15 protein-coding genes are annotated in these 20,425 nt (G+C 61.6%); 9 read left to right on the forward strand and 6 right to left on the reverse strand.

The window, feature by feature from the left end; genetic code table 11:
- Positions 1-199 precede the first annotated feature (199 nt).
- From KD146_RS05125 to KD146_RS05135, 3 genes are read right to left on the reverse strand one after another with little or no spacing between them, the layout of a single operon-like run.
- The gene (locus tag KD146_RS05125; RefSeq protein WP_249327584.1) at positions 200-1,258 is read right to left on the reverse strand and encodes an ABC transporter substrate-binding protein; all 1,059 of its coding nucleotides are present in this window, start codon (positions 1,256-1,258) and stop codon (positions 200-202) included.
- Entirely contained in the window at positions 1,255-2,670 is a 1,416-nt protein-coding gene (locus KD146_RS05130; protein ID WP_212657651.1) for a sensor histidine kinase, read from the reverse strand. Before KD146_RS05130 ends, KD146_RS05125 begins: the two co-directional genes overlap by 4 nt.
- Positions 2,657-3,334 (reverse strand): response regulator transcription factor, encoded by a 678-nt coding sequence (locus tag KD146_RS05135; RefSeq protein WP_212659119.1) that lies wholly within the window; start codon positions 3,332-3,334, stop codon positions 2,657-2,659. The genes KD146_RS05130 and KD146_RS05135 overlap by 14 nt, the downstream gene beginning before the upstream one ends.
- Positions 3,335-3,502: 168 nt before the next feature.
- Here KD146_RS05135 and KD146_RS05140 point away from each other — a divergent pair, with 168 nt between their 5' ends.
- The 3 genes from KD146_RS05140 to KD146_RS05150 all read left to right on the forward strand — a co-directional run bounded on the left by KD146_RS05140 (position 3,503) and on the right by KD146_RS05150 (position 6,596).
- Positions 3,503-4,495, forward strand: a complete 993-nt coding sequence (locus KD146_RS05140; RefSeq protein ID WP_212657652.1) for a Bug family tripartite tricarboxylate transporter substrate binding protein — start codon at positions 3,503-3,505, stop codon at positions 4,493-4,495.
- A 94-nt stretch (positions 4,496-4,589) separates the two neighbouring features.
- Complete coding sequence (locus tag KD146_RS05145) at positions 4,590-5,030, forward strand: tripartite tricarboxylate transporter TctB family protein (RefSeq protein WP_212657653.1); 441 nt, start codon at positions 4,590-4,592, stop codon at positions 5,028-5,030.
- 24 nt (positions 5,031-5,054) lie between these two features.
- Positions 5,055-6,596 carry a tripartite tricarboxylate transporter permease gene (locus tag KD146_RS05150; RefSeq protein WP_212657654.1) on the forward strand — a complete coding sequence of 514 codons (1,542 nt, stop codon included), beginning with the start codon at positions 5,055-5,057 and terminating at the stop codon, positions 6,594-6,596.
- Positions 6,597-6,902: 306 nt separating this feature from the next.
- Here the strand turns inward: KD146_RS05150 and KD146_RS05155 are convergent, their stop codons facing one another.
- Complete coding sequence (locus KD146_RS05155; protein WP_212657655.1) at positions 6,903-7,823, reverse strand: nucleoside hydrolase; 921 nt, start codon at positions 7,821-7,823, stop codon at positions 6,903-6,905.
- Positions 7,824-8,469: 646 nt separating this feature from the next.
- Between KD146_RS05155 and KD146_RS05160 the strand changes: the two genes are divergently transcribed.
- Genes KD146_RS05160 through KD146_RS05175 form a run of 4 tightly spaced genes read left to right on the forward strand, consistent with a single transcriptional unit; the run spans position 8,470 to position 15,203 of the window.
- The gene (locus KD146_RS05160) at positions 8,470-9,681 is read left to right on the forward strand and encodes a GGDEF domain-containing response regulator (RefSeq protein WP_212657656.1); all 1,212 of its coding nucleotides are present in this window, start codon (positions 8,470-8,472) and stop codon (positions 9,679-9,681) included.
- A gap of 6 nt (positions 9,682-9,687) precedes the next feature.
- Positions 9,688-10,038, forward strand: coding sequence for an Hpt domain-containing protein (locus KD146_RS05165; protein WP_212657657.1), 351 nt, complete (start codon positions 9,688-9,690; stop codon positions 10,036-10,038).
- Positions 10,025-11,284 (forward strand): GGDEF domain-containing protein, encoded by a 1,260-nt coding sequence (locus KD146_RS05170; protein WP_212657658.1) that lies wholly within the window; start codon positions 10,025-10,027, stop codon positions 11,282-11,284. Before KD146_RS05165 ends, KD146_RS05170 begins: the two co-directional genes overlap by 14 nt.
- A gap of 58 nt (positions 11,285-11,342) precedes the next feature.
- Complete coding sequence (locus KD146_RS05175) at positions 11,343-15,203, forward strand: PAS domain S-box protein (protein ID WP_212657659.1); 3,861 nt, start codon at positions 11,343-11,345, stop codon at positions 15,201-15,203.
- Between the two features lie 35 nt (positions 15,204-15,238).
- On the opposite strand, the gene KD146_RS05180 is transcribed toward KD146_RS05175, so the two are convergent.
- On the reverse strand, positions 15,239-15,610 hold the full coding sequence (locus KD146_RS05180; RefSeq protein ID WP_212657660.1) for a response regulator: 372 nt from the start codon (positions 15,608-15,610) through the stop codon (positions 15,239-15,241).
- A 322-nt stretch (positions 15,611-15,932) separates the two neighbouring features.
- On the opposite strand from KD146_RS05180, the gene KD146_RS05185 reads away from it, so the two are divergent.
- A complete protein-coding gene (locus KD146_RS05185; RefSeq protein ID WP_345790748.1) occupies positions 15,933-17,324 on the forward strand; it encodes an MATE family efflux transporter in 1,392 nt (463 codons plus the stop codon).
- Positions 17,325-17,342: 18 nt separating this feature from the next.
- Here KD146_RS05185 and KD146_RS05190 read toward each other — a convergent pair whose 3' ends face one another.
- Positions 17,343-18,344: an alpha/beta hydrolase gene (locus tag KD146_RS05190; RefSeq protein WP_212657662.1), complete on the reverse strand. Its 1,002-nt coding sequence runs from the start codon at positions 18,342-18,344 to the stop codon at positions 17,343-17,345.
- Positions 18,345-18,608: 264 nt separating this feature from the next.
- Here KD146_RS05190 and KD146_RS05195 point away from each other — a divergent pair, with 264 nt between their 5' ends.
- The gene (locus KD146_RS05195; RefSeq protein ID WP_212657663.1) at positions 18,609-20,381 is read left to right on the forward strand and encodes an SLC13 family permease; all 1,773 of its coding nucleotides are present in this window, start codon (positions 18,609-18,611) and stop codon (positions 20,379-20,381) included.
- Positions 20,382-20,425: the final 44 nt, after the last annotated feature.

Consider the following 20,425-nt stretch of genomic DNA (forward strand, 5'->3'; position numbering starts at 1 on the left):
TTGCAGGCCGCTGCCAGTGCTTGCCTCGGCTGATCTGGGTACCGCCACCAGAATTTTGGTTGAGCAGATTCCGGGCTGCCCAGCACAGGTCCTGCCTTTTCCCGCACTCTGGTGGGCCCTCGCCGCTAGGACCGACGCGGTTTGAGTGGTCCGCGCCGTGTCGCTCTGACCGCCCTGAAGCTGTGCTGCAGTTGCCGCGCTATTTCTGGCGCAGGTTTTGGCGCCATTGGTCGAGAAAAATCCGGCGTTTGTGCTGGTCCATGCCAGCCAGCAGAATGGGTGACAGGGCGATGGGGCGCAGGCTTGATGGTCCGCCACCGGGCAGATCGAAGTCGGCGCCATCGGCTCCGCCGATCCTGACCACCAGTCGGGCCTCGCTCAGCGCGGTCTGGCCGGCGCTGGAGAGCAGAAAGTCGATGAAGCCGCCAGCAGCGCCGACATTTTTTGCGTGTTTGGGGATCAGCGCTGCGCGGGACAGGACCAGCGCGTAATCGCTGGGCGCCCGTACGCCGATGCGCGGGTCCTTGTCGGCGCGGGCCAGCGCATAGGAACCCAGCACATTATAGGCGATCAGGTACCGGCCATCGGCCACCGCGTCGATCAGTTCGGCCGAACAGCAGGTGGCCACAGCGCCCGAACGGCCAAAAGCTTCAAGCAGCCGACCAAAAGTGTTGGCCTGCAGGGAGTCCATGAAGGCGAACAGATAGCCCAGACCAGAGGCTTCGATATCATAGGTGGCGACGCGGCCGACAAAGCGGGAATCGGCGGGGCGCAGCAGGTCGATCAGGTCAAAGCGCGACAGGGGCACTTCGTCCGGCGCCACCAGCTGGATGTTGTAGATCAACACCGCAGGTTCCTCGGTGATGCCGAAGATCTCGTTGCGCCAGTTGCGCGCGGCCGGCAGGGCGTCCGTGGCGGGCGATCTGTGCGCCACCGCGCAGCCATTGTTGACCAGCTGGACCTGCAGATCGACAGCCGAGCTGATGACCAGATCGGCGCTGCCGCTGCCTGCCGCGCAATGGCTGGCCGCCAGTGTCGCCAGATCGTTTGAGCCCCACTGCTCATAAGCAATGGCCAGATTGGGTCGACTGGCCAGAAAGTCGAGCATGACCGGCGCGAAGACGCCGATATCGGTGGTGCTGCGCACGATCAGTGTTTCGGTTGCCGTGGGCAGGCCGAATACCGCGGAGTCTTCCTGAGCCAGGCAGGCGGTGCAGGCCATCATGGCAACAAACAGGGCCGAGACGATGCGGTTCATGGCGCGCGCTCCTCGTGCTGCAGCGGGATCGTCAGGCTGATGGTGAACCCGGTATTGGAGGCGATATCGACCGCCATCGTTGCGCCATGGGCATGGGCCACGGCGTGAGCGATGGACAGACCAATGCCGGTGCCGCTGGTGCGGTGCTGGTCGGCCGACAAAAAGCGCTGTCCGAGCAGGTGCGCTTGCTCGGCCGTCATGCCCTTGCCCTGATCATGCACGGTCAACACCGCCTGACCGCCCTGGCACAGCACGGCGATGGTCACTCTGCCAGCCCCATGCTGGAGCGCATTGCTGATCAGGTTCTTGACCGCCTCTTGCAGCGACAGGGCATCTCCGGCGACCCATGCCGCCGTCTCGCACAGGTCAAGATGCAGTCGCCCGGCTTCAAAGATCGCCCCATCATCAAAGACCTCGGCGGCGGCCATGGCGACGCGGCGCAAGTCGATCCTTTTGTGGGCGGCGCTATCGCCGCGATGGATGACCAGTGCGCGGTTCAGCATCTGATCGGTCAGGCGGCTGAGGCCGACCGAGCGGGTCAGGATCTTGCTGACGATCTCGGACTGGCGGTGTGGGTCCTGTTCCTCGGCGGCTAATTGGGCCTGCGCCCGCAAGGCGGAAATCGGCGTGCGCAATTGGTGCGCGCTGTCGGAAATCAGGTTCTGCATGCCATCGATCTGGCGGTGCAGGCGGGTGATGAACCGGTTGATCGCATCGACGATGGCGCGCAGTTCGCGCGGCACCGCGATATCGAGCGGGGTGAGGTCCTTGGGGTCACGTGCCAGCAGGTCCTGACCGATGCGTTTAAGCGGCACCAGGGCCGAGCGGATCGAGAAAACGGCAAGGGCAACCATGCCGATCCCGGCCACGGCCAGCATCATCCAGGCATTGCGCGCGATATCCCAGGCCAGAGCCTGACGGGCAATGGTAGTGTGGGCAACAATGGTGGTCACGGTGCCGCTGAAGCCGCGTTCGGCGAAGTGCCGTCGCACGGCCACCAGCCGGACCGGGTCGCCGGCAAATGTGCCATCGAAGAAGCTGAGATCGGTGTCGGTGGGGGGCAGCGCCAGATCGTCGTAACCGGTCAGGGTCACGCCCTGGGGGTCGATAACGCGATAGGCAATGCGATCTTCGGGCGCCAGAGCGAGCAGTTCCAGCGCGGTCACCGGCAGATCCACCAGCGGATCGCCTTCAACGATGGAAATCGAGGCCGAGATCTGGTTGGCCGCGCCCACCAGCAGGCGGTCAAAGGCATTGCGGGCGGCCTGATGGCCATAGGCCAGCGCCGCAGCGGTGACGATGATGCCGCCGGTCATCAGGATCAGCCCAATGGCCAGAAACAGGCGGGAGGCCAGGGACAGTGGGCGGCCATTGCGGGCCCCGATATGCCGAAATGCGCTATTGACTGGCAAAGAGCTGATATCCCAATCCGCGCAGGGTCTTGATCGACACTTCGCCCCCGTCCAGCTTCTTGCGCAGCCGGGCGACATAGATTTCGACAGCGTTCAGGCCGACATCGCCCTGATCGAACGAAAAGATGCGCTCAAATATCTGTTCCTTGGAAATGACCCGGCCACGGTTGATCAGCAGCGCCTCAAGCACACCAAATTCGCGCCGCGTCAAATTGATCGGCTGCCCGCCCAGGGTCACGACGCGCCCGGCAATATCGACTTCAAGATCCGCATAGGTGATTGTCGAGCCTTCGGAGGGATCGCGCTGCGCCCGTCGGGCCAGGGCGCGTACACGCGCTTCAAGCTCACGCAGATCAAAGGGTTTGACGAGATAGTCGTCGGCACCGCGATCAAGCGCGGCCACACGGTCATCGACCTCGAGCCGTGCCGTCAGCATCAGGATGGGGGTGGTGACACCCTGTCGTCGCTGGTCGGCGAGCAGCGACAGACCGTTGCCGTCGGGCAGGTTGATATCGAGGATGATCACGTCATAGCGCTGCAGGGCCAGCAGGTCATCGGCGGCGACCCGCGTCAGCGCATGATCCACCGCATCGCCGCGCCGGCCGAAGCTGGCGACGATGGCATCGGCGACATCGTGAGTGTCCTCAACCAACAGAATGCGAATGATGTGCGCCCTCCCAAGCGTGTGCGCAATTGAGCGCTTATGCACGGGGCTTGCAAGCCCAATGCCCGAAGTGGGGCGACGACAGCTTGATGACAGGTTGGCCTGTTAGAGATCAAGCAGGCCCGCAAGACCGGTAATCGGCGGCGGGCACAAAATGAGGAGATTCCGATGAAGCTGCTTTCCGTGGCGAAAGCCACTTTTCTGGCTGCTGTGCTCAGCGCGGCTGCTTACGCGCCGGCCGCCATGGCGTTCGAGGCCAACAATACCGAATGCATTGCGCCAGCGGGCGCAGGCGGCGGCTGGGACTTCACCTGCCGTCAGGTTGGCAAGGCTCTACAGGATCTCGATCTGATCCCGGGCACCATGCAGGTGACCAATCTGGCAGGCGGTGGCGGTGGCGTGGCCTTCGCTGAAGTCGTCAACAAGCGCAATGGCGAAGACAATCTGATCGTGGCGGCCTCTTCGGCAACCTCGACGCGTCTGGCCCAGGGGGCTTACCCCGGCAATGACATGAGCCAGGTTCGCTGGCTGGCTTCGGTCGGTGCCGATTATGGCATCATCGCGGTAGCCAAGGATTCCGATATCAACACGCTTCCCGAGCTGCTCGACATGATCAAGGCTGATCCAACCAGTGTCTCGGTCGCCGGTGGCTCCGCTGTGGGTGGCTGGGATCACCTCAAGGTGCTCATCGCGGCCAAGACGTCGGGCATTGATGATGTGCGCAGCGTCAAATATGTGGCGTTTGACGGCGGTGGTGAGGCTGTGACCCAGCTTCTGGCCGGCAGCGTGCAGGCATTTACCGGCGATGCGTCCGAAGCCAAGGGTTTCGTGGATTCCGGCGATATCAAGGTGATTGCCGTGCTGGCGCCTGAGCGTCTCGAAGGCGACTTCGCCTCCTACCCAACCGCCCGCGAGCAGGGCGTCGACGTGATCGGTGCCAACTGGCGCGGTTTTTACGGCCCCGGCGACATGTCTGACGAAGCCTATGATTTCTGGGTTGAGCAGATCGGTGCCGTTTATGACTCGGCCGAGTGGAAAGACACCATGGCGGCCAATGGTCTGGCGCCGCTCGACCTGCGCGGCGCTGACTTCGAGGCCTTTGTGGCCGAATCCGTGTCCAGCATCTCGACCCTGTCCAAGGAAATCGGCCTGATCGAATAGATCACGCCACATCCGGGGCCCGCGCATCGCGGTGCGGGCCTCGTTTTGCTGACCCCATGGGGGTCATGGTGTCATGTCGCAGGAGGGGGAGCCGATGAGGAATTCCAGCGATCGTCTGCTCGGAATTGCCGGTCTGGTGCTTTCGGGACTTATTATTTGGGGGGCTTTCCTGATCAAGGAGAGCTTTATCCAGGACCCTCTGGGTCCACGCGCCTTTCCGATTGTCATTGCTGTTGTTATCGGGCTCGCCTCGGCCACCATTCTGGTGCGGCCCGATGAAGAACCCGTCTGGCCCGCACTGCCGCGGCTGCTCGAAATCGGCGTCGCCGTGGTCGCGCTGATTGCCTATGCCCAGTTCCTGCCCATTGTCGGCTTTGTGCTGTCGACCGCGGTTTGCGGCGGGTTTCTGTCCTGGCGTCTGGGCACCCCGCCACTCAAGGCGGCGCTGGCCGGGCTGCTGATTTCAGGCGGCATCTTCCTGGTTTTCCGGATCATCCTTGGCCTTTCCCTCGCCAGAGGGCCCTGGGGTTTCTGACCCCGGCTAGAAAGACATAAAGACATGGATTCTCTTCAATCTCTCGCCGACGGCTTTCTGATTGCCCTGACCTGGCAAAATCTTGGACTGGCCCTGATCGGCTGCCTTCTGGGCACAATTATCGGGGCTCTACCGGGGCTCGGGCCCTCCAATGGCGTCGCCATCATGATCCCCCTGGTGTTCACACTGGGGCTGCCCGCCACGCCTGCGCTGATCCTTTTGACCAGCGTCTATTACGGCGCCATGTATGGCGGGCGCATATCCTCTATCCTGCTCAACATACCCGGTGACGAGCCGGCGCTGATGACCACGCTGGATGGCTATCCCATGGCCCGCAAGGGGCAGGCGGGTGAGGCCCTGTCGATCTCGGGGATTTCCTCGTTTGTGGGCTCGTTCTTTGCCACCTGGGGATTGGTGTTTCTGGCGCCGCAGCTGGTCAAGGTTGCGCTGCTGTTCGGGCCTGCGGAGTATTTCGCGCTGTTTACGCTGGCCTTTGCGACCCTGGGTGGTCTGGCCAGCCGCAATCAGGCCAAGGCTGCCTTTGCCGCCGCGCTGGGGCTGGCGATCGCGCTGATCGGCGTGGATGGCCAGACCGGCGTGCCGCGCTTCACCTTTGGTGAAGTCCACTTCTATGACGGCATCGACTTCCTGGTCGCCATTGTCGGCATGTTCGCGCTCTCGGAGGTTTTCACCTTCCTTGAACACCGTGGCACGGCCAAGGCAACAGGCGGCGACGGGACCGTCAAGCTGGGCCGTATTACCCCGCCAGTTGCGATGCTGAAACAGACGTCTGGCTCCATGGCCCGCGGCACTGTGCTGGGCTTTATCGCTGGCGTACTGCCCGGCGCCGGTGCGTCGCTGGGTTCGTTCATCGCCTATTCGTTCGAGAAACGTCTCAAGGACAAGAACGGCACGTTCGGCAAGGGCGATCCGCGCGGTGTCGCGGCACCCGAGGCGGGCAATAATGCGGCCGCCGGTGGTGCGCTTGTGCCCATGCTGGCCTTGGGCGTTCCCGGCTCGGGCACGACCGCCGTGCTGCTGGCCATGCTGCTGGCGCTCAACATTACACCCGGCCCCTTGCTGTTCCAGAACAATCCGGATGTGGTCTGGGGCCTGATCGCGGCGCTGTTCATCGCCAACTTCATGTTGCTGGCGCTCAATATTCCCATGGTCGGGTTCTTTGTGCGCCTGCTGATGATCCCGCCGCGCTATCTCATGCCGGGCGTCGCGATGATCTCGTTTGTCGGCATTTACGGTGTGTCAGGCTCGACATTTGATCTGATGGTGATGATCGCCTTCGGTGTCCTGGGTTGGGTGCTGCGCAAGCTCGATATTCCGCTGGTGCCGATCATTTTGGGCGTATTGCTCGGCGATCAGATGGAGAAAAACCTGCGGCGCGCCATGACCATTTCGGATGGTGATGTGATGACGCTGGTCGCTTCGCCACTCTCGATCGCGCTGTGGACGATGGCCATTGTCGGTTTCATCCTGCCGGTGATTGTGGGCCGCTATCTGCGTCCCAAGATCGCCGATAAGGATGACGTTGAAGGCGCCGATCCCGACTGATCGTACGGCCAAGGGTCTGACAGACAAGAGGGCGCCGCATCACACGATGTCGGTGCCCTCATCCTCTCCCGGCATAGTGCCTGCGAATGCGCGTGGCGCTTCATCTCCTCCCGGCCCCCCCCGATCAAGGGGGACAGATTGAGTTCGTCGTGTAATTTCGCGCCAGCAACGGGCGGGCAATGCCGGTGCTGATAATGCCGGTCCCCCCGATGATGAGAATACGCATGGTCGATCTCCGGATATGGGGGATATGATCGGGCCCGCGGTGTGTGCCAGCGAGCCCGGGCCGTATCTGGGTTTTAGAGCCTAGCTGCGGTGGTCACGCGAGCCACGACGATGGAATTGGGCAAGCTTGGCCCACAGATCCTCGTGCACGAAACGGGTATTGACGCTGTCGTAGACGCGGATTGGGCGGTACTTGCCGGTGTGGACATATTTCATCTGTTCATCAAACAGAGGCGCAGGCCGATAGTCCCATACCCCCGCCTCGGGATCGAGGATGAGGCCGATACACGGGGAGTCGCCGAGCGAGCGGTACTCCATGTGCGGATCGGTGCGCATATTGTACTCGATCACCTGCTCGACCAGATATTTGCCGATCTCGCCACAGGGCGAAACCTTCTCGATCATCTCGGCATAGGTCACGCTCATGGTGCGATAGGCGGTCCGGGGCACCTGCCAAACGGTCAGCTTGGACTTCATCAGCACGTTGGCGGCGGGAATATCGTTGGACAGGTTGTATTCACGGCCACCAGCGGGCCAGTGGCCGCCGCCGATCCAGATCACGATGATATTGCGGTTCTCGATTTCGGGCTTGAGCAGCAGTGCCGAGGCGATGTCTGTCACCGGGCCATAAAAGGCGATGAACAGCGGACGGTCGTCGTCCTTCATGGCCTCCTCGATGATCAATTGCGCGCCGGGCGAGTCGACGGGCGTGGTCTCGTCGGGCATGGCATGGGTGGCGCCGTCCTCAACACGAACCTTGCCTTCAAGATTCATCAGCTTGAGCACCAGCATGGTCTCGTCGTGACTGTCCTTCAGGCTGGTCTTGGACTTCTTGTCACCGAAATGGGCGGGAATGATGCCATGCAGTTCAAAGGACGGCGTAAGGATGGCCTGAACGATGGCAAACTGGTCGTCACATTCGTTCTTGGCGTCGGTGTTGACGATCACGCGCTGGCGCGCATGGGGCGGATAATCAACGTCGAACACGGTAAAATCGGTCATATTGGTCGGCCTCGGTAAAAAAAGTGATCATGGTCAGGTTGCTCGCCAAGTGCGCGAGCGACGGTTGGTCCGAGAGGGAAAAACCCCATCAGACCTGACTTTCGGCGACGGGTTTTGACGCGCGAACGCTGGCATCCGGCCGCGCGTCATCGCATCCCCGCAGAAGGGGTTCAGTGGTGCTCCTCAGCGTATGGACGCTGGCCGCTATGGGCGACAAGCTATCGTTTGTATTCGAATTGTGCGCAGGTTCGTCAGCCGCAAAAAATTCAATATAACGCCTATAATATGGGGTTTTAGTTGAATTTCTGGGTGTGGAAGAAGCGCATCCTCGATGAACCGGTCATTCGGTTTATGTTGATTATTTTCGACTTTTGATTGTTGTCGCAACTTGCTGCCGCTGTCAATTGTCCAGGCCGCAGTCCGTGGGGTGGGGTGGGCAGACGTGTTGGCTTCCGGCGTGTGGGTGGGTGGTTTGCCTTGTCTCCAAGCTCGCTGACGATGGTCGGGGTGGTGTGATCGACAGGGGGCGTTTCTTCAGCAAACTCAGGCTTTTCCCTACGTGTCAGAAAATTTAGGTAAGGTGCTGTTCATCCCCTCAGGGCTACGCTCACGGTGCCCAGAACGCCGAATGTTGAGACAAAACCCGATGGCTACACGTGTCGCCGTCATCGATGATGACCCGCTCTATATGGAATTTGTCGCCTCGTTGTTCACCAATGAGGGTAGTCTTCACGCGGTCAAAACCAGCACTTCCGATGAGTTGATGGCCTTGCTCAAGGTCGATCCTTCCATTGAGTGTGTGGTGCTCGACTATGATCTGGGCATCGATACCGGGCTGGCGCTGGGCAAGGCGATCAAAGACGGCTTCGACGATCCCCCGCCGATCATCATGCTGACCGGGCAGGGCAGTGAGCGTACGGCGGTCAAGGCCTTCCGTATTGGCTTCAGCGATTATGTCTCCAAGCGCAATCTGGATCGCAGCGAACTGATCCGGGCCATTCAGGGCGCCATTGCGCGCCGCAAGGAAGATCGGCTGCGGCTGGCGGAAACTGACAAGCTGCGCAGCAATGCGCGCTTTGACAGCCTGACAGGGCTGCATTCGGCCAGCTATGTCGAGGCCCGGTTGAGCGATCTGCGCTTCCGGCACGCCCAGGACGGGTTCACGCTGATCATGGTGCGGCCAAAGCTGCTGCCCAAGATCCGCAGCGATCTGGGCTATGTGATTGCCGACAAGTTGTTGCGCAATTTCGCCAGCCTGCTGAAAGAGGCTACCGCCGAGAGCGCGCTGTGTGGCCATCTGGGGGCTGATCAGTTCGTCATCGTCTTCGAAGGGCGGACCGACCCCGATTTTGTGGCGTCCGCCTGCAAACGTATCTACGAGAGCGTGCGGCTGTCCGAAGAACACAACCGCATGCAGATCGAAATCGAACCCGCCATTGGCGCAGCGACATTTCCTGCCGATGGCGATAGTGCCGATGCTGTCACCACGGCGGCGGCAAAAGTGCTGGAGCAGGCCGAGCAGTTGGGACTGCCCTATGGCTTCACACTCGACGAGCTGCCCGAAGGTGAACTCAGCCCCATCGTGGCTGAGACCATGTCGATGCGGCAGTTGGAAGAGATGCGCAAGGAGGCCCGCAAGCGGGTGCTCAAACGCGGCAAGATCATCATTGAGGGTCTCAACTCGGTGATTGATTGCTCGGTGCGCAATGTTTCAGAATCAGGTGCGCACCTGCGCATTGAGAGCTATTTTCAGGTTCCGGACCGATTCAAATTTCAGATCGTGGGTGTGGGCGCACCGCGAGAGGTCGAGAAGCGCTGGCAGGTCGGCGCGGATCTAGGGGTAGAGTATCGTGAGTAAGCGCCCATGACAGCCAAGGCAGAATTTGAAGCCAAGATGGCGGCTCTCAGCACGGCCTTTTCGCAGCGCACTGCTGGGGATGCCGCCGAGTTCGAAGCGCTTGGCGTTGCGCTGTGCAAAGCCGACGATCAGGCGCATCGTGACCGGATCCAGTATCTGGCACATCGGCTTGCCGGCGGCTCGGCGACATTTGGTCTGGTGACGCTCGAAGAGCCAGCCAGTCATCTCGAGACGCGTATTCTGGCGCAGGCCGATGCGACCGAGATCGGGGAGGGCAGTCAGGCGCTGGCCGAGACGATCCGACGGATCTGTGGTGAACCTGTCACCCAGAACGGGGGCAACCATGCTCCGGCCTGAAACAGAGACAGACGAGCCAGCAGCCAAGCTGATCTGCATCATCGATCACGCACGACAGACCAAGGAGCTGGCCGACAAGCTGGCGGGTCTGGGTTATGCGACAGTCGATCTGCAGCACGACATGCCGCCCGAAAACTGCCTGGCAGTGATCATCGGGCACAGCATTGATCCCGAACTGAAGCTGGCGCAGGTGATGTCGGCCTATCACCCGGTGATCCTGGTGGGTGAGGAGCAGGGTTTTGCGGCCAATCTGGCAGCGGTGCGGGCCGGGGTGCGCGCCAGCCTGGCGCTGCCGCTCGATATGGTGGAACTGGGTGCTTGGCTGACCAGCCTGAGCCAGTCCGAGACCAAGCCCTATTCGATCATGGTTGTCGATGACGACGAAATCGCCGCCCAGACTTACGGTCTGGCGCTTGAGGCGGCGGGCATGGAAGCCACCATCGTCACTGATGCGGTCAAGGCGTGCGATGAGATTAATCGCTGCGCGCCTGATCTGGTACTGATGGATATGAACATGCCCACCGCTGACGGGCTTGAAGTCGCCAGCGTCATGCGCCTGTCACGCAAAAATCTGTCGCTGCCCATCGTCTTCCTGTCGGCGGAAAAAGACATGGAACGCCAGCGCGAAGCACGCAAGATCGGCGGCGACGACTTCATCTCCAAGCCGGTTGATCTGGAGGGTCTGGCTTCGCTGATCGCCATTCGGGCGGAGCGGGCACGGGCGCTGCGTCAGGTCATGGACCGCGACAGCCTGACGGGCCTGCTCAACCATGCCCGGTTCAAGGATCGCGTGGCCGACGAGTTGGGCCGGTCGCGCCGTACGGGGTCGACCTTCTCGCTGTGCCTGCTGGACCTCGATCACTTCAAGCGGGTCAACGATACGCATGGCCATCTGTGTGGCGACCGGGTGCTGCGCACGCTGGCCCATTCGCTGCAGGGCACGCTGCGCCAGACCGACGTGATTGCCCGCTATGGTGGCGAAGAATTCGCGGTGCTGCTGGTGGGTACCGATGCAACGCGGGCGCAGATTGTCATGGACAAGGTGCGCACATCATTTGAGCAACTCAAATTTGATGGCCCGGAAACCTCGTTCTCCGTCACGGTCAGTGTCGGGGTAAGCAGTGAGCAAATGGGAAGCTCAGTGGAGGGGTTGATTGGGCGCGCCGACGAGGCGCTCTACATCGCCAAGGATAATGGACGCAATCGGGTGGTCATCGCGCCCACGCTGCAGGCACGCAGCGCTTAGGGCGATGAACCAGATGAGGGCCATTCTGGCTCTCCGCAGCAAAAGGGCCGGTGCGCAGGTGAGTGAAACAAGACCAGTCGAGTATCGTTGGTTGAGACTGGCCGGACTTAGTCTGGGCGTAGCGTTGCTGTATGTGGTGACAGGTGTGCTTGGCCTGCGACTTGCGGTGCCGCCGGGCTATGCGACTATCATATGGCCCGCCTCGGGCATTGCCATTGCCGCGCTGTTGATTTTTTCCCCGCGCCTGGTGGTCGGCGTTTTCCTCGGCTCGTTCGTGGTCAATGCCTATGTCGGCGCTGTGCTGGGCGGCGACGGTATCGACTGGCGCGCCCTGGCAGTTGCCGTTGCGATTGCCGCTGGGTCCAGCCTCCAGGCCTTGGCAGCTGCATTTGCCGCGCGGCGGCTATTTGGTGTGCCGACCATTCTGAAATCCATCCGGGATGTGGTGGTCTTCGCAGGCGTGGTTGGTCCGATCGCGAGCCTGATCGCCGCCAGCGTTGGCACGGGCACGCTGCTAATTGCCGGTCTATTGCCGGCCGAGGCCGTCGCCACCAACTGGGTGACCTGGTGGATGGGCGATCTGATCGGTATTCTGGTCGTGCTGCCGCTGGCCCTGTTGGGCCCCTGGCGCAGTTGGGGAGCGGGCTGGTCGCGGGACAATGCCGCAGGCTTGCGGGCGGCCTCGATCCTGGCCTTGATGGTGCCGCTGGGCATGACCTTCTATGGCTGGATGTGGACCAGCGAAGCGGCCTATGACCGCGGACACGCAGCGTTTCACGGTCTGGCCAACGACAGCAAGCAGGCCCTTCTGCACCGCATGGATTCCTATGCGCAGGGCCTTGATGGCGCGGCTGGGCTGTTCATGGCCTCTTCCGTGGTCACGGCCGCTGACTGGCGCGCCTATGTCGACGCGCTCAATATTGGCAAGACGCTGCCTGGCATTAATGGCATCGGCGTTATCGACGATGTGCCCACCACAGATCTGGCCGACTTTTATGCGCGGATGAGGGCGCTGGGTGTTCAGGGGCTGGAGGTTCATCCCACCGAAGTGCCGCGCGACAATCATTTTGTCATTCGTTTCATCGAGCCGCTTGAACCCAATCTACCAGCGCTTGGTCTTGATATTGCTTTTGAAGAAAATCGCCGCGAAGCGGCCATAACGGCCCGGCAAACCGGGCGCTCGACAATTACCAAGCGCATTTTTCTGGTGCAGGACGAAGTTAGGCGCGCAGGCTTTCTGCTGCTCAAGCCGTTGTACCAACGTTCGGTGCCTTTGCGCACGGTCGAGCAGCGTCGGGTTGCATTCCGTGGCTGGGTGTATGCCCCGTTCATCGGTGCGCGCTTCATGACGGATCTGACGTCGAGCCAGCAGGATACCCTGGAGCTGCAGGTCTTTGATGGCCCGGTGGTCAACGAAGACCGACTGATCTATTCGAGCCAGTCCGGTGACGAAGCCCGCGGCGTGCCGACCTATACCATCAAGGAAACCATGCCGGTGATGGGCCAGTACTGGACCATTGTCTGGAGCAGTACCGCGCAGTTCGACGCAGAAACAAAGAATAACGAGCCGATGGTGGTGCTGCTGGCTGGCCTGCTGGTCTCGGGGCTGTTTGCGGTGTTCCTGCTCAGCTATGCCCGACGCGAAGAGACCATCCAGCATCAGGTGGTGCAGAAAACCCTTGAGATTACAGCCCGGGAACAGGAGAACCGCGCCGTGTTCAACACGGCTGTGGTCGGCATTTTGCTGCTTGATGAACACGGGCGCCTGTTATCGGCCAATGAGGCGGCGCTGGAGATTTTTGGCGCGGAGGCCCAGGACATCCCCTCAATGTCGATCAGGGACCTGCTCAAGCTTGAGGGCGCGCGCTCGGTTGCTGAGCTTCTGGGCGCCCTGATGACGCGCACCACGCGAACCAAACCCGCTACCGGGCTGACCCGCGATGGCAAGCAGCTTGATCTGGAATTTCAGATCAACCCCTGGAAGACCGAAGAAGGGGAGATGCGGTACACCGCCATTGTGCGGGATGTGACCCGGCAGCGGCAGATCACCATCGCCCTTGAAGATGCCGAAGAGCGCTGGAGCAGCGCGCTGCGCGGGGCCCGGATTGGTGTGTTTGACGTCGATCTGGTCGCCGGAAAGTCAATTGTTTCAGATACCTGGATGGAGATGCTCGGCTTTCACGTCGACGACGCCATCAACCCTCAGGAAGAATGGCGCAAGCGGGTACATCCAGACGATCTGGCCGTTGTCGATGAAGCGGATGCTGCATGCTTTGCGGGGACGACGCCGCGCTCGGAATGCGAGTACCGGATACGTAAGAAGAGTGGCAACTGGATCTGGTTGCGGTCGGACGCTACCGTTACCCAGCGCGACGAAAACGGCGCAGCATTGCGCCTTGTGGGTACGCAGACCGACATCACCGCGCTCAAGGAAGCCGAGGCGGCGCTGCGTTCAAGCGAGGAACGCCTGCGCAGCGCGATCGACAATGCGCCGATTGGCATGGCGCTGATCGACCCGCAAGGGGAGTGGATCAGCGTCAACGAGGCCCTGTTCGCGTTTCTGGGCTATTCGGGCGAAGAGTTCCTCAAGCTGAACTTCCGCGAGTTGACCCATCCCGATGATGTCGGGTTGGACCGCGAACTGCTCAGTCAGCTGACATCCGGCGAGATCGCCGACTATCAGCTTGAGAAGCGCTATCTTCACAAGGAAGGCCACGCGGTGTGGGGCCTGCTCAGTGTTTCGGTTGCGCGCGGTCAGGATGGTCGGATTGACTATTTCATCGCCCAGATTCAGGACATTCAGGACCGCAAGGAAATGGATCGGATCAAGAGCGAATTCATTTCCAATGTCAGCCATGAATTGCGCACGCCACTGACCTCGATCCGCGGGTCGCTTGGGCTTGTGACCGGGGCAATGGCCGCCGAAATTCCTGCCGGAATCATGCGTCTTTTGACCATTGCGCACAAGAACAGCGAACGGCTGATCCTGTTGATCAATGACATTCTCGATCTTGAGAAGATGAACTCCGAGAAGCTGCAATTCGACATTGGAACGCACAAGCTGCTCGAAGAAATTGAGCTGGCGATGGATACCAACCAGAGCTATGCCAACCAGTTCGATGTGACCTTCGTGCTCGACACGCCCGATGTGGACATGGATTGCGATTTCGACGCAGCCCGCCTGCAGCAGGTGTTGTCCAACCTGATGTCCAATGCCGCCAAATTCTCACCGGCAGGTGGTTCGGTGCATCTGAGCCTGTCCCGTGTGGGCAAGATGGCGCGGGTGAGTATTACCGATACTGGGCCGGGCATTCCGGCCAGTTTCCGCAGTCGCATCTTTTCGCCGTTTTCTCAGGCCGACGCTTCGGCCACGCGCGAAACAGGCGGCACCGGGCTTGGCCTGCACATCTCAAAGCAGATGATGGACAAGATGTTCGGGGGGTTGGATTACACCAGTGTCGAAGGCGCCGGCAGCACGTTCTGGATCGATCTGCCGCTGACAGCCGATGCGGCGCCGGCGCAGCTTGAAAACGCCAGCAATGGCGCACAGTTGCCACGCGTGCTCCATGTGGAAGACGATGCCGGTTTCCGTGATTTTATCGCCACCGCGATGTCGGGTCAGCTCAACATCACGCAAGCTGCGACGCTGGGGGAGGCTCGGGCTTATCTGGTGGGCCAGAGCTTTGATGTGATCCTGCTCGATCTGCAGCTTCCAGATGGCCATGGCATGGATTTGCTGGAGGGGCTGGATCTGCATACCGGCTGTCCGGTGATTGTGCTTACGGCCACCGAAAGCGTTGACGATGATCCCCGGGTGAGCGCCACCCTGGTCAAGTCACGCACGCCCGAAGATGCAATCGTCGCCCTCATTCTTGAGGCTGCAGCAGAATCCCAGCGGGCGCAGGCCCGTGGCCACTAGGGGGCGTCGGCGCCCAATGCGCGCCGACAGCCCGTCTAGTTCTTCCAGCCCATCAATGTACTCACCTGTTCGGCAAGCGACATGGGGTCAAACGGCTTGGCGATGACGCCGGTCACGTCAAGCTCGAGCAGGCGCTCGACCTCGGAGGGTTGGGTGCGGGCGGTGACAAATACCACCGGAATATGAGTTGTTGCAGGATCATCGCGCAGCGCGATCCGCGTCATGGGACCATCCATTTCGGGCATCATGACATCAAGCAGCACCAGATCAGGTTGCCAGTCGCGGGCGACCTGCAGGGCGTCCATGCCGCTGGCACACTCCTGAACTTCAAAATTGTCGTTCAACTGCAGGCACATGACCGCGACGACCCGGATATCGGGCTCGTCATCAACATATAAAACGCGCATCGGCTTCCCAAATCATGCCAGCCGGTGACGCTTGCGTCGCGGCGGGGTTGTCATGGCTAAATCCTACAGCATTCAGACGAATTTGGGTATCGGCCACAGCCCTTGGTGGGCAGATCAGCGTTGCTAGCCTTGCCAAATGCTTGACGCGGGCGCGCGTTGGTCCTAGGTACGCCCTCGGTTGCAGACGCCCGCCGCTCGCTGACCCATGGTCATGGTGAAGTTCTGCTTGATAACGATCATCAATCGTCCTCCGCATTTCGCGCGGATGGCAATGCGGGCTCCCATCCTCTCTGCGAAATGCTTGCCAGAGGAAGTTGGGATTGTGTCAAAACCCCCTGAGAATGCATTTACCCATGGCCCTATGCCGGCCATTTTCGCCAGGACCGCGCTGCCGATCATCTTTGTGATGGGCATGAACGGCCTGCTGACGGTAGCCGACGCCGTTTTCCTGGGCGTCTATGTCGGCCCGGAGGCGCTCGGTGCCGTAACGCTGATGTTTCCGATGTACATGTTGGTGGTCGCGCTGGCGACGCTGGTGGCCAGCGGCATGTCGAGCCTGTTGGCGCGCCATCTGGGCGGTCAGAGGCTGGATGCCGCCAAGGCCGTGTTCACCGGCGCGCACGGGCTGGCACTGGCCATCAGTGTCGTTCTGAACGTGTTGTTTGTGCTGGTGGGGCACCAACTGGTGCTGCTCACGGCCGGCGGGTCGGCTGAACTTGCGGCGCTGGGTGAGATCTATCTGCGCATTACAGTGCTGTTTTCGCCGTTGGTGTTCGTGCTCTCGGTCAATTCTGACGCGCTGCGCAATGAAGGCAGGGTGGGGCTGATGGCGGCGATGAGCCTGCTGGTGGCGCTGGCCAATATCGGCTTCAACTATGTGTTGATTGCCGTGCTCGATATGGGGGTGGCCGGCTCGGCCTATGGCACGGCCATGGCGCAGATACTGGCCCTTGCGATTATCGTGGTGTTCCGTCTGCGCGGGCAAACCGTGTTGCGGCCTCAGGTGCTGCTGGCGCACAGCTGGGTGTCGGGTTGGGGCCGTATTCTGGCGCTCGGCGCGCCGCAAAGCCTGGGCTTTGTCGGGCTGGCGCTGAATGCGGCGGCCATTGTCGCGGCGCTGCAACTCCATGGCGAGGGCGACTACGCCGTGACCATCTCGGCCTATGGCATCACCACGCGGGTGATGACCTTTGTCTATCTGCCGCTGCTGGGGCTGGGCCATGCCATGCAGACCATTGCGGGCAATAATTACGGCGCGCGCGATTTCGGACGCACCGATGCCAGCCTCAAGCTGACGCTTGGCATTGCGCTGATCTACAGCCTGACGTCGCAGGTCATCCTTGTGCTGTTCGCCGCCCCGATTGCCGGCATGTTCGTCAGCGCACCGGCGGTCATCAACAGCGTTGTGCGCATCACCCCGATGATGACCGCGCTGTTCTTTCTGGCCGGGCCGCTGATGATGCTGGCCAGCTATTTTCAGGCCATCGGACAGGCCAGCCGGGCGGCGATACTAGGGTTGAGCAAACCCTATCTGTTCGCCCTGCCGCTGACCTTTGCCTTGCCGCTGGCCTTTGGTGAAACCGGGGTCTGGCTGGCAGGGCCCATGGCCGAAATACTGCTGGCGCTGGTGGCAATGGTCGTGCTGGCCCAGACCGCGCGATCACTGGGGCTGCGGCGTGGGTTGTTCTCTGCAGAGAGAGTGCAGCCAGCCTAGAGCGGGGCGCCACCGGGATCAGGGATCTGGCGCCAGCCATTGGGCCAGGATCTCGGTGGCTTTCGGGCTTTCGACAAGGTCGAGATGCCCCAGATCGGGAACAATAACGTATGTGCCGGCGCTGGTGTGGGTGCTCACCAGCGCCTGATAGGCATCGGCATAAAAGGCTTCATCATTGGCGCCAGCCAGCAGCAGGAAGGGCTGCTGCATCGCCGACAGGTCAGCTGCCAGATCACGGCGGGGGGAATAGCCGGTATTGAGGCGATAGCTATAGCTGGTGGTGGCCGTATGGCCCTGGGGGCCGTCCAGCACCGCCTGTGGGAAGGCAAAGCTGATCACCGGCAGGCCGTTCAATGCGGTAATGCCGATCTGGTTGAACAGCACCAGCCCGATGATCCGGCGGATTGCAACCTGGGCCCAGCCCCCGGAATCGGGGCGGCTGGTGGGGGCAGTTTCACCCAGAAACGGCGCCAGCAGCACAAAGCGATCGGCCAGCGCGCCGTGGGTGCCGCCGGCAAACCGTACCACCAGACCACCGCCGGATGAGTGCCCGCCCAGCACGATTTCGGCGTCGGGCTGTACGGTTTGCAGCATGGCAATCAGATCGGCCAGATCGTCCTCATATTGCGCGATATAGTCGATATCGCCGCGCCGTTCCGGTTCGATGCCATGGCCGCGCAGATCGGGCACGATCACGGCGGTCTTGCCGGTCTCGGCCAGCGCCGTGGCCATGGTGTTGAACTGGGCGCCATGCCAGCCCGAGCCGTGCACGAGCACCAGAATACGAGGGGCATTGGCCAGCTCGCCATAGCTGCGGAATGGCAGATTGGCCCCATCACGGGCCTGATAGAATTGCTGCTCGGGCAGGGGATGCTGGGGGCTGTCGGCGATGCTGGCAAAATCGAGCCCACCGCTTGGCGTGGCCGCTGCCTGCGACGGCGCGTCGGTGAGCATCAACAGCGTTGCCAGTCCCAGATATAGACACGCCAGCGCCAGCGGAATGATCAGAAACAGTTTCATGCAGGTGCCTGACTGGTTGGGCTGGGGCGCCGGGTCTCTCAATGAGGTGCTGCCTGTATAGTGTCTTTTATTGAACAGGGCCAACTACATATGCCCTGTTTCGGGCAGAGTTCGGTGGAAAGCGTCGCCTCGATTTGCTCTCGTGGCGCAAGTTTTTCCTGCTGGTCGCGGATCGGCGGACAATTGGGTGGCAGTGCTGGGCGCACGCGCGTCTATCTGGTAAGGCGTGGGTTCTCTTTTCGACTTCCAGCGAGTGCGGCCCCTGTGACTTACGAGCAGATTTTTCTCTTCACGCTTCTCGGTTTTGTCTTCGCGTTTCTGGTCTGGGGGCGCATTCGCTACGATCTGGTGGCGTTCTCGGCGCTGATCATTGCGGTGATTGGCGGGGTGGTGCCGATGGAGCACGCCTTTGAGGGTTTTGGCCATGAGGCGGTGATCATCATCGCGCTGGTGCTGATCGTGTCGCGGGCGATGATGAATGCCGGGGCGGTCGAGTTGGTGGCCCGGCTGGTGATCTCGCCGGACCGGCCGCTGTCGACCCATATCGGCATCATGTCGGTGGTGGGGGCGGCCATGTCGGCCATCATCAATAATGTCGCGGCACTGGTCATGCTAATGACGCTGGATATCGAGGCCGCCAAAAAGGCCAAGCGTGCCGTATCGCGCTCGCTGATGCCGTTATCGTTTGCCACCATTCTGGGCGGCATGATCACGCTGATCGGTACCCCGCCCAATATCGTGATCGCCCAGTTCCGCGAGCGCGCGCTGGGCACGCCGTTCTCGATGTTTGATTTCTCTCCCGTGGGACTGGTCTGCGCCGTGGTCGGCATTGTCTTTGTGACAACCATTGGCTGGCGCCTGCTGCCCGAGGCAGGCACTGAAGGCACTGCCAGCGAAGCCAGTGATAGCGGGCTGTTTGTGGCCGAGGCGGCGCTGGACGAAAAGTCCAAGACGATGGGCCAGACACCGGGCGATCTGATGCCGCTGGCCGATGAGCACGATGTCACCATTCTGGGGCTGGTGCGAAATGGCAAGCGTCTGCCGGGCTTTGCCAGCAATGAGGAAATCCGGGCCAGCGATCTGTTGGTGCTCGAGGGTGACCCCAAGGCTATCGAAGCCTTTATTGGCGCGGCCGAGCTCAAGGCGCAGGGCGCCGAGGATCATGGTGGATTGCGCGGCAAGTCGCTGACGCTGGTCGAGGCGATCGTGCCCGATAATGCCCGCATTGTCGGGCGTACCGCTATGGGGCTGCGCCTGCTGTATCGGCGCGGTGTCACACTGCTGGGCGTGTCGCGCCAGGGCAAGCGCTTCCGCGAGCGGGTGCGCAAGCTGCCGATCCTGCCCGGTGATGTGGTGCTGCTGCTGGGGCCCGAGGCCCGTGTCGCGGACGCAGCCGAATGGCTGGGCGTGCTGCCGCTGGCCGAAAAGAGCCATGTCGTGGTGCAACGCAACAAGGCGCTGTTCGCCATTGGCGCCTTTGGTATTGGCGTGGCCGCGGCCGTGGCCGGGCTGATGCCGCTGGCTATCGCGCTGGCGGCGGTTGTGGCCGTCTATGCGCTGACCAATATTGTGGGCGCGCGCGAGGTCTATGAGGCCGTTGAATGGCCGGTGATCGTGCTGCTGGCCTCGCTGATCCCGCTGGGGCTGGCGCTGGAGAGTTCGGGCGGCACGCTGCTGATTGCCGAGGCGATCCTGTCGCTGACCGGCTCACTGCCGACCTGGGGCATTCTGGCGCTGCTGATGGTGGTCACCATGACCCTGTCCGATTTCCTGAACAATGTGGCGACAGCGCTGATCGCGGCGCCCGTCGGGTTGTCGATTGCGCAGTCTTTGGAGGTGTCGCCCGATCCTTTCCTGATGGGGGTGGCCGTGGCGGCCTCCTGTGCTTTCCTTACGCCGATCGGGCACAAGAACAACACCATCATCATGGGCCCCGGCGGCTACCGCTTTGGCGATTACTGGCGCATGGGTCTGCCGCTGGAAATCCTGATCATCGTGGTCGCCGTGCCCTCGATCCTGTTCTTCTGGCCGCTCTAGCGGCTGAAGGGACAAGCAACTGGTGTTCAATGGATTAGAATGGT

The sequence above is a fragment of the Devosia litorisediminis genome (assembly GCF_018334155.1).
In the GTDB taxonomy this organism is placed as follows: Bacteria; Pseudomonadota; Alphaproteobacteria; order Rhizobiales; family Devosiaceae; genus Devosia; species Devosia litorisediminis.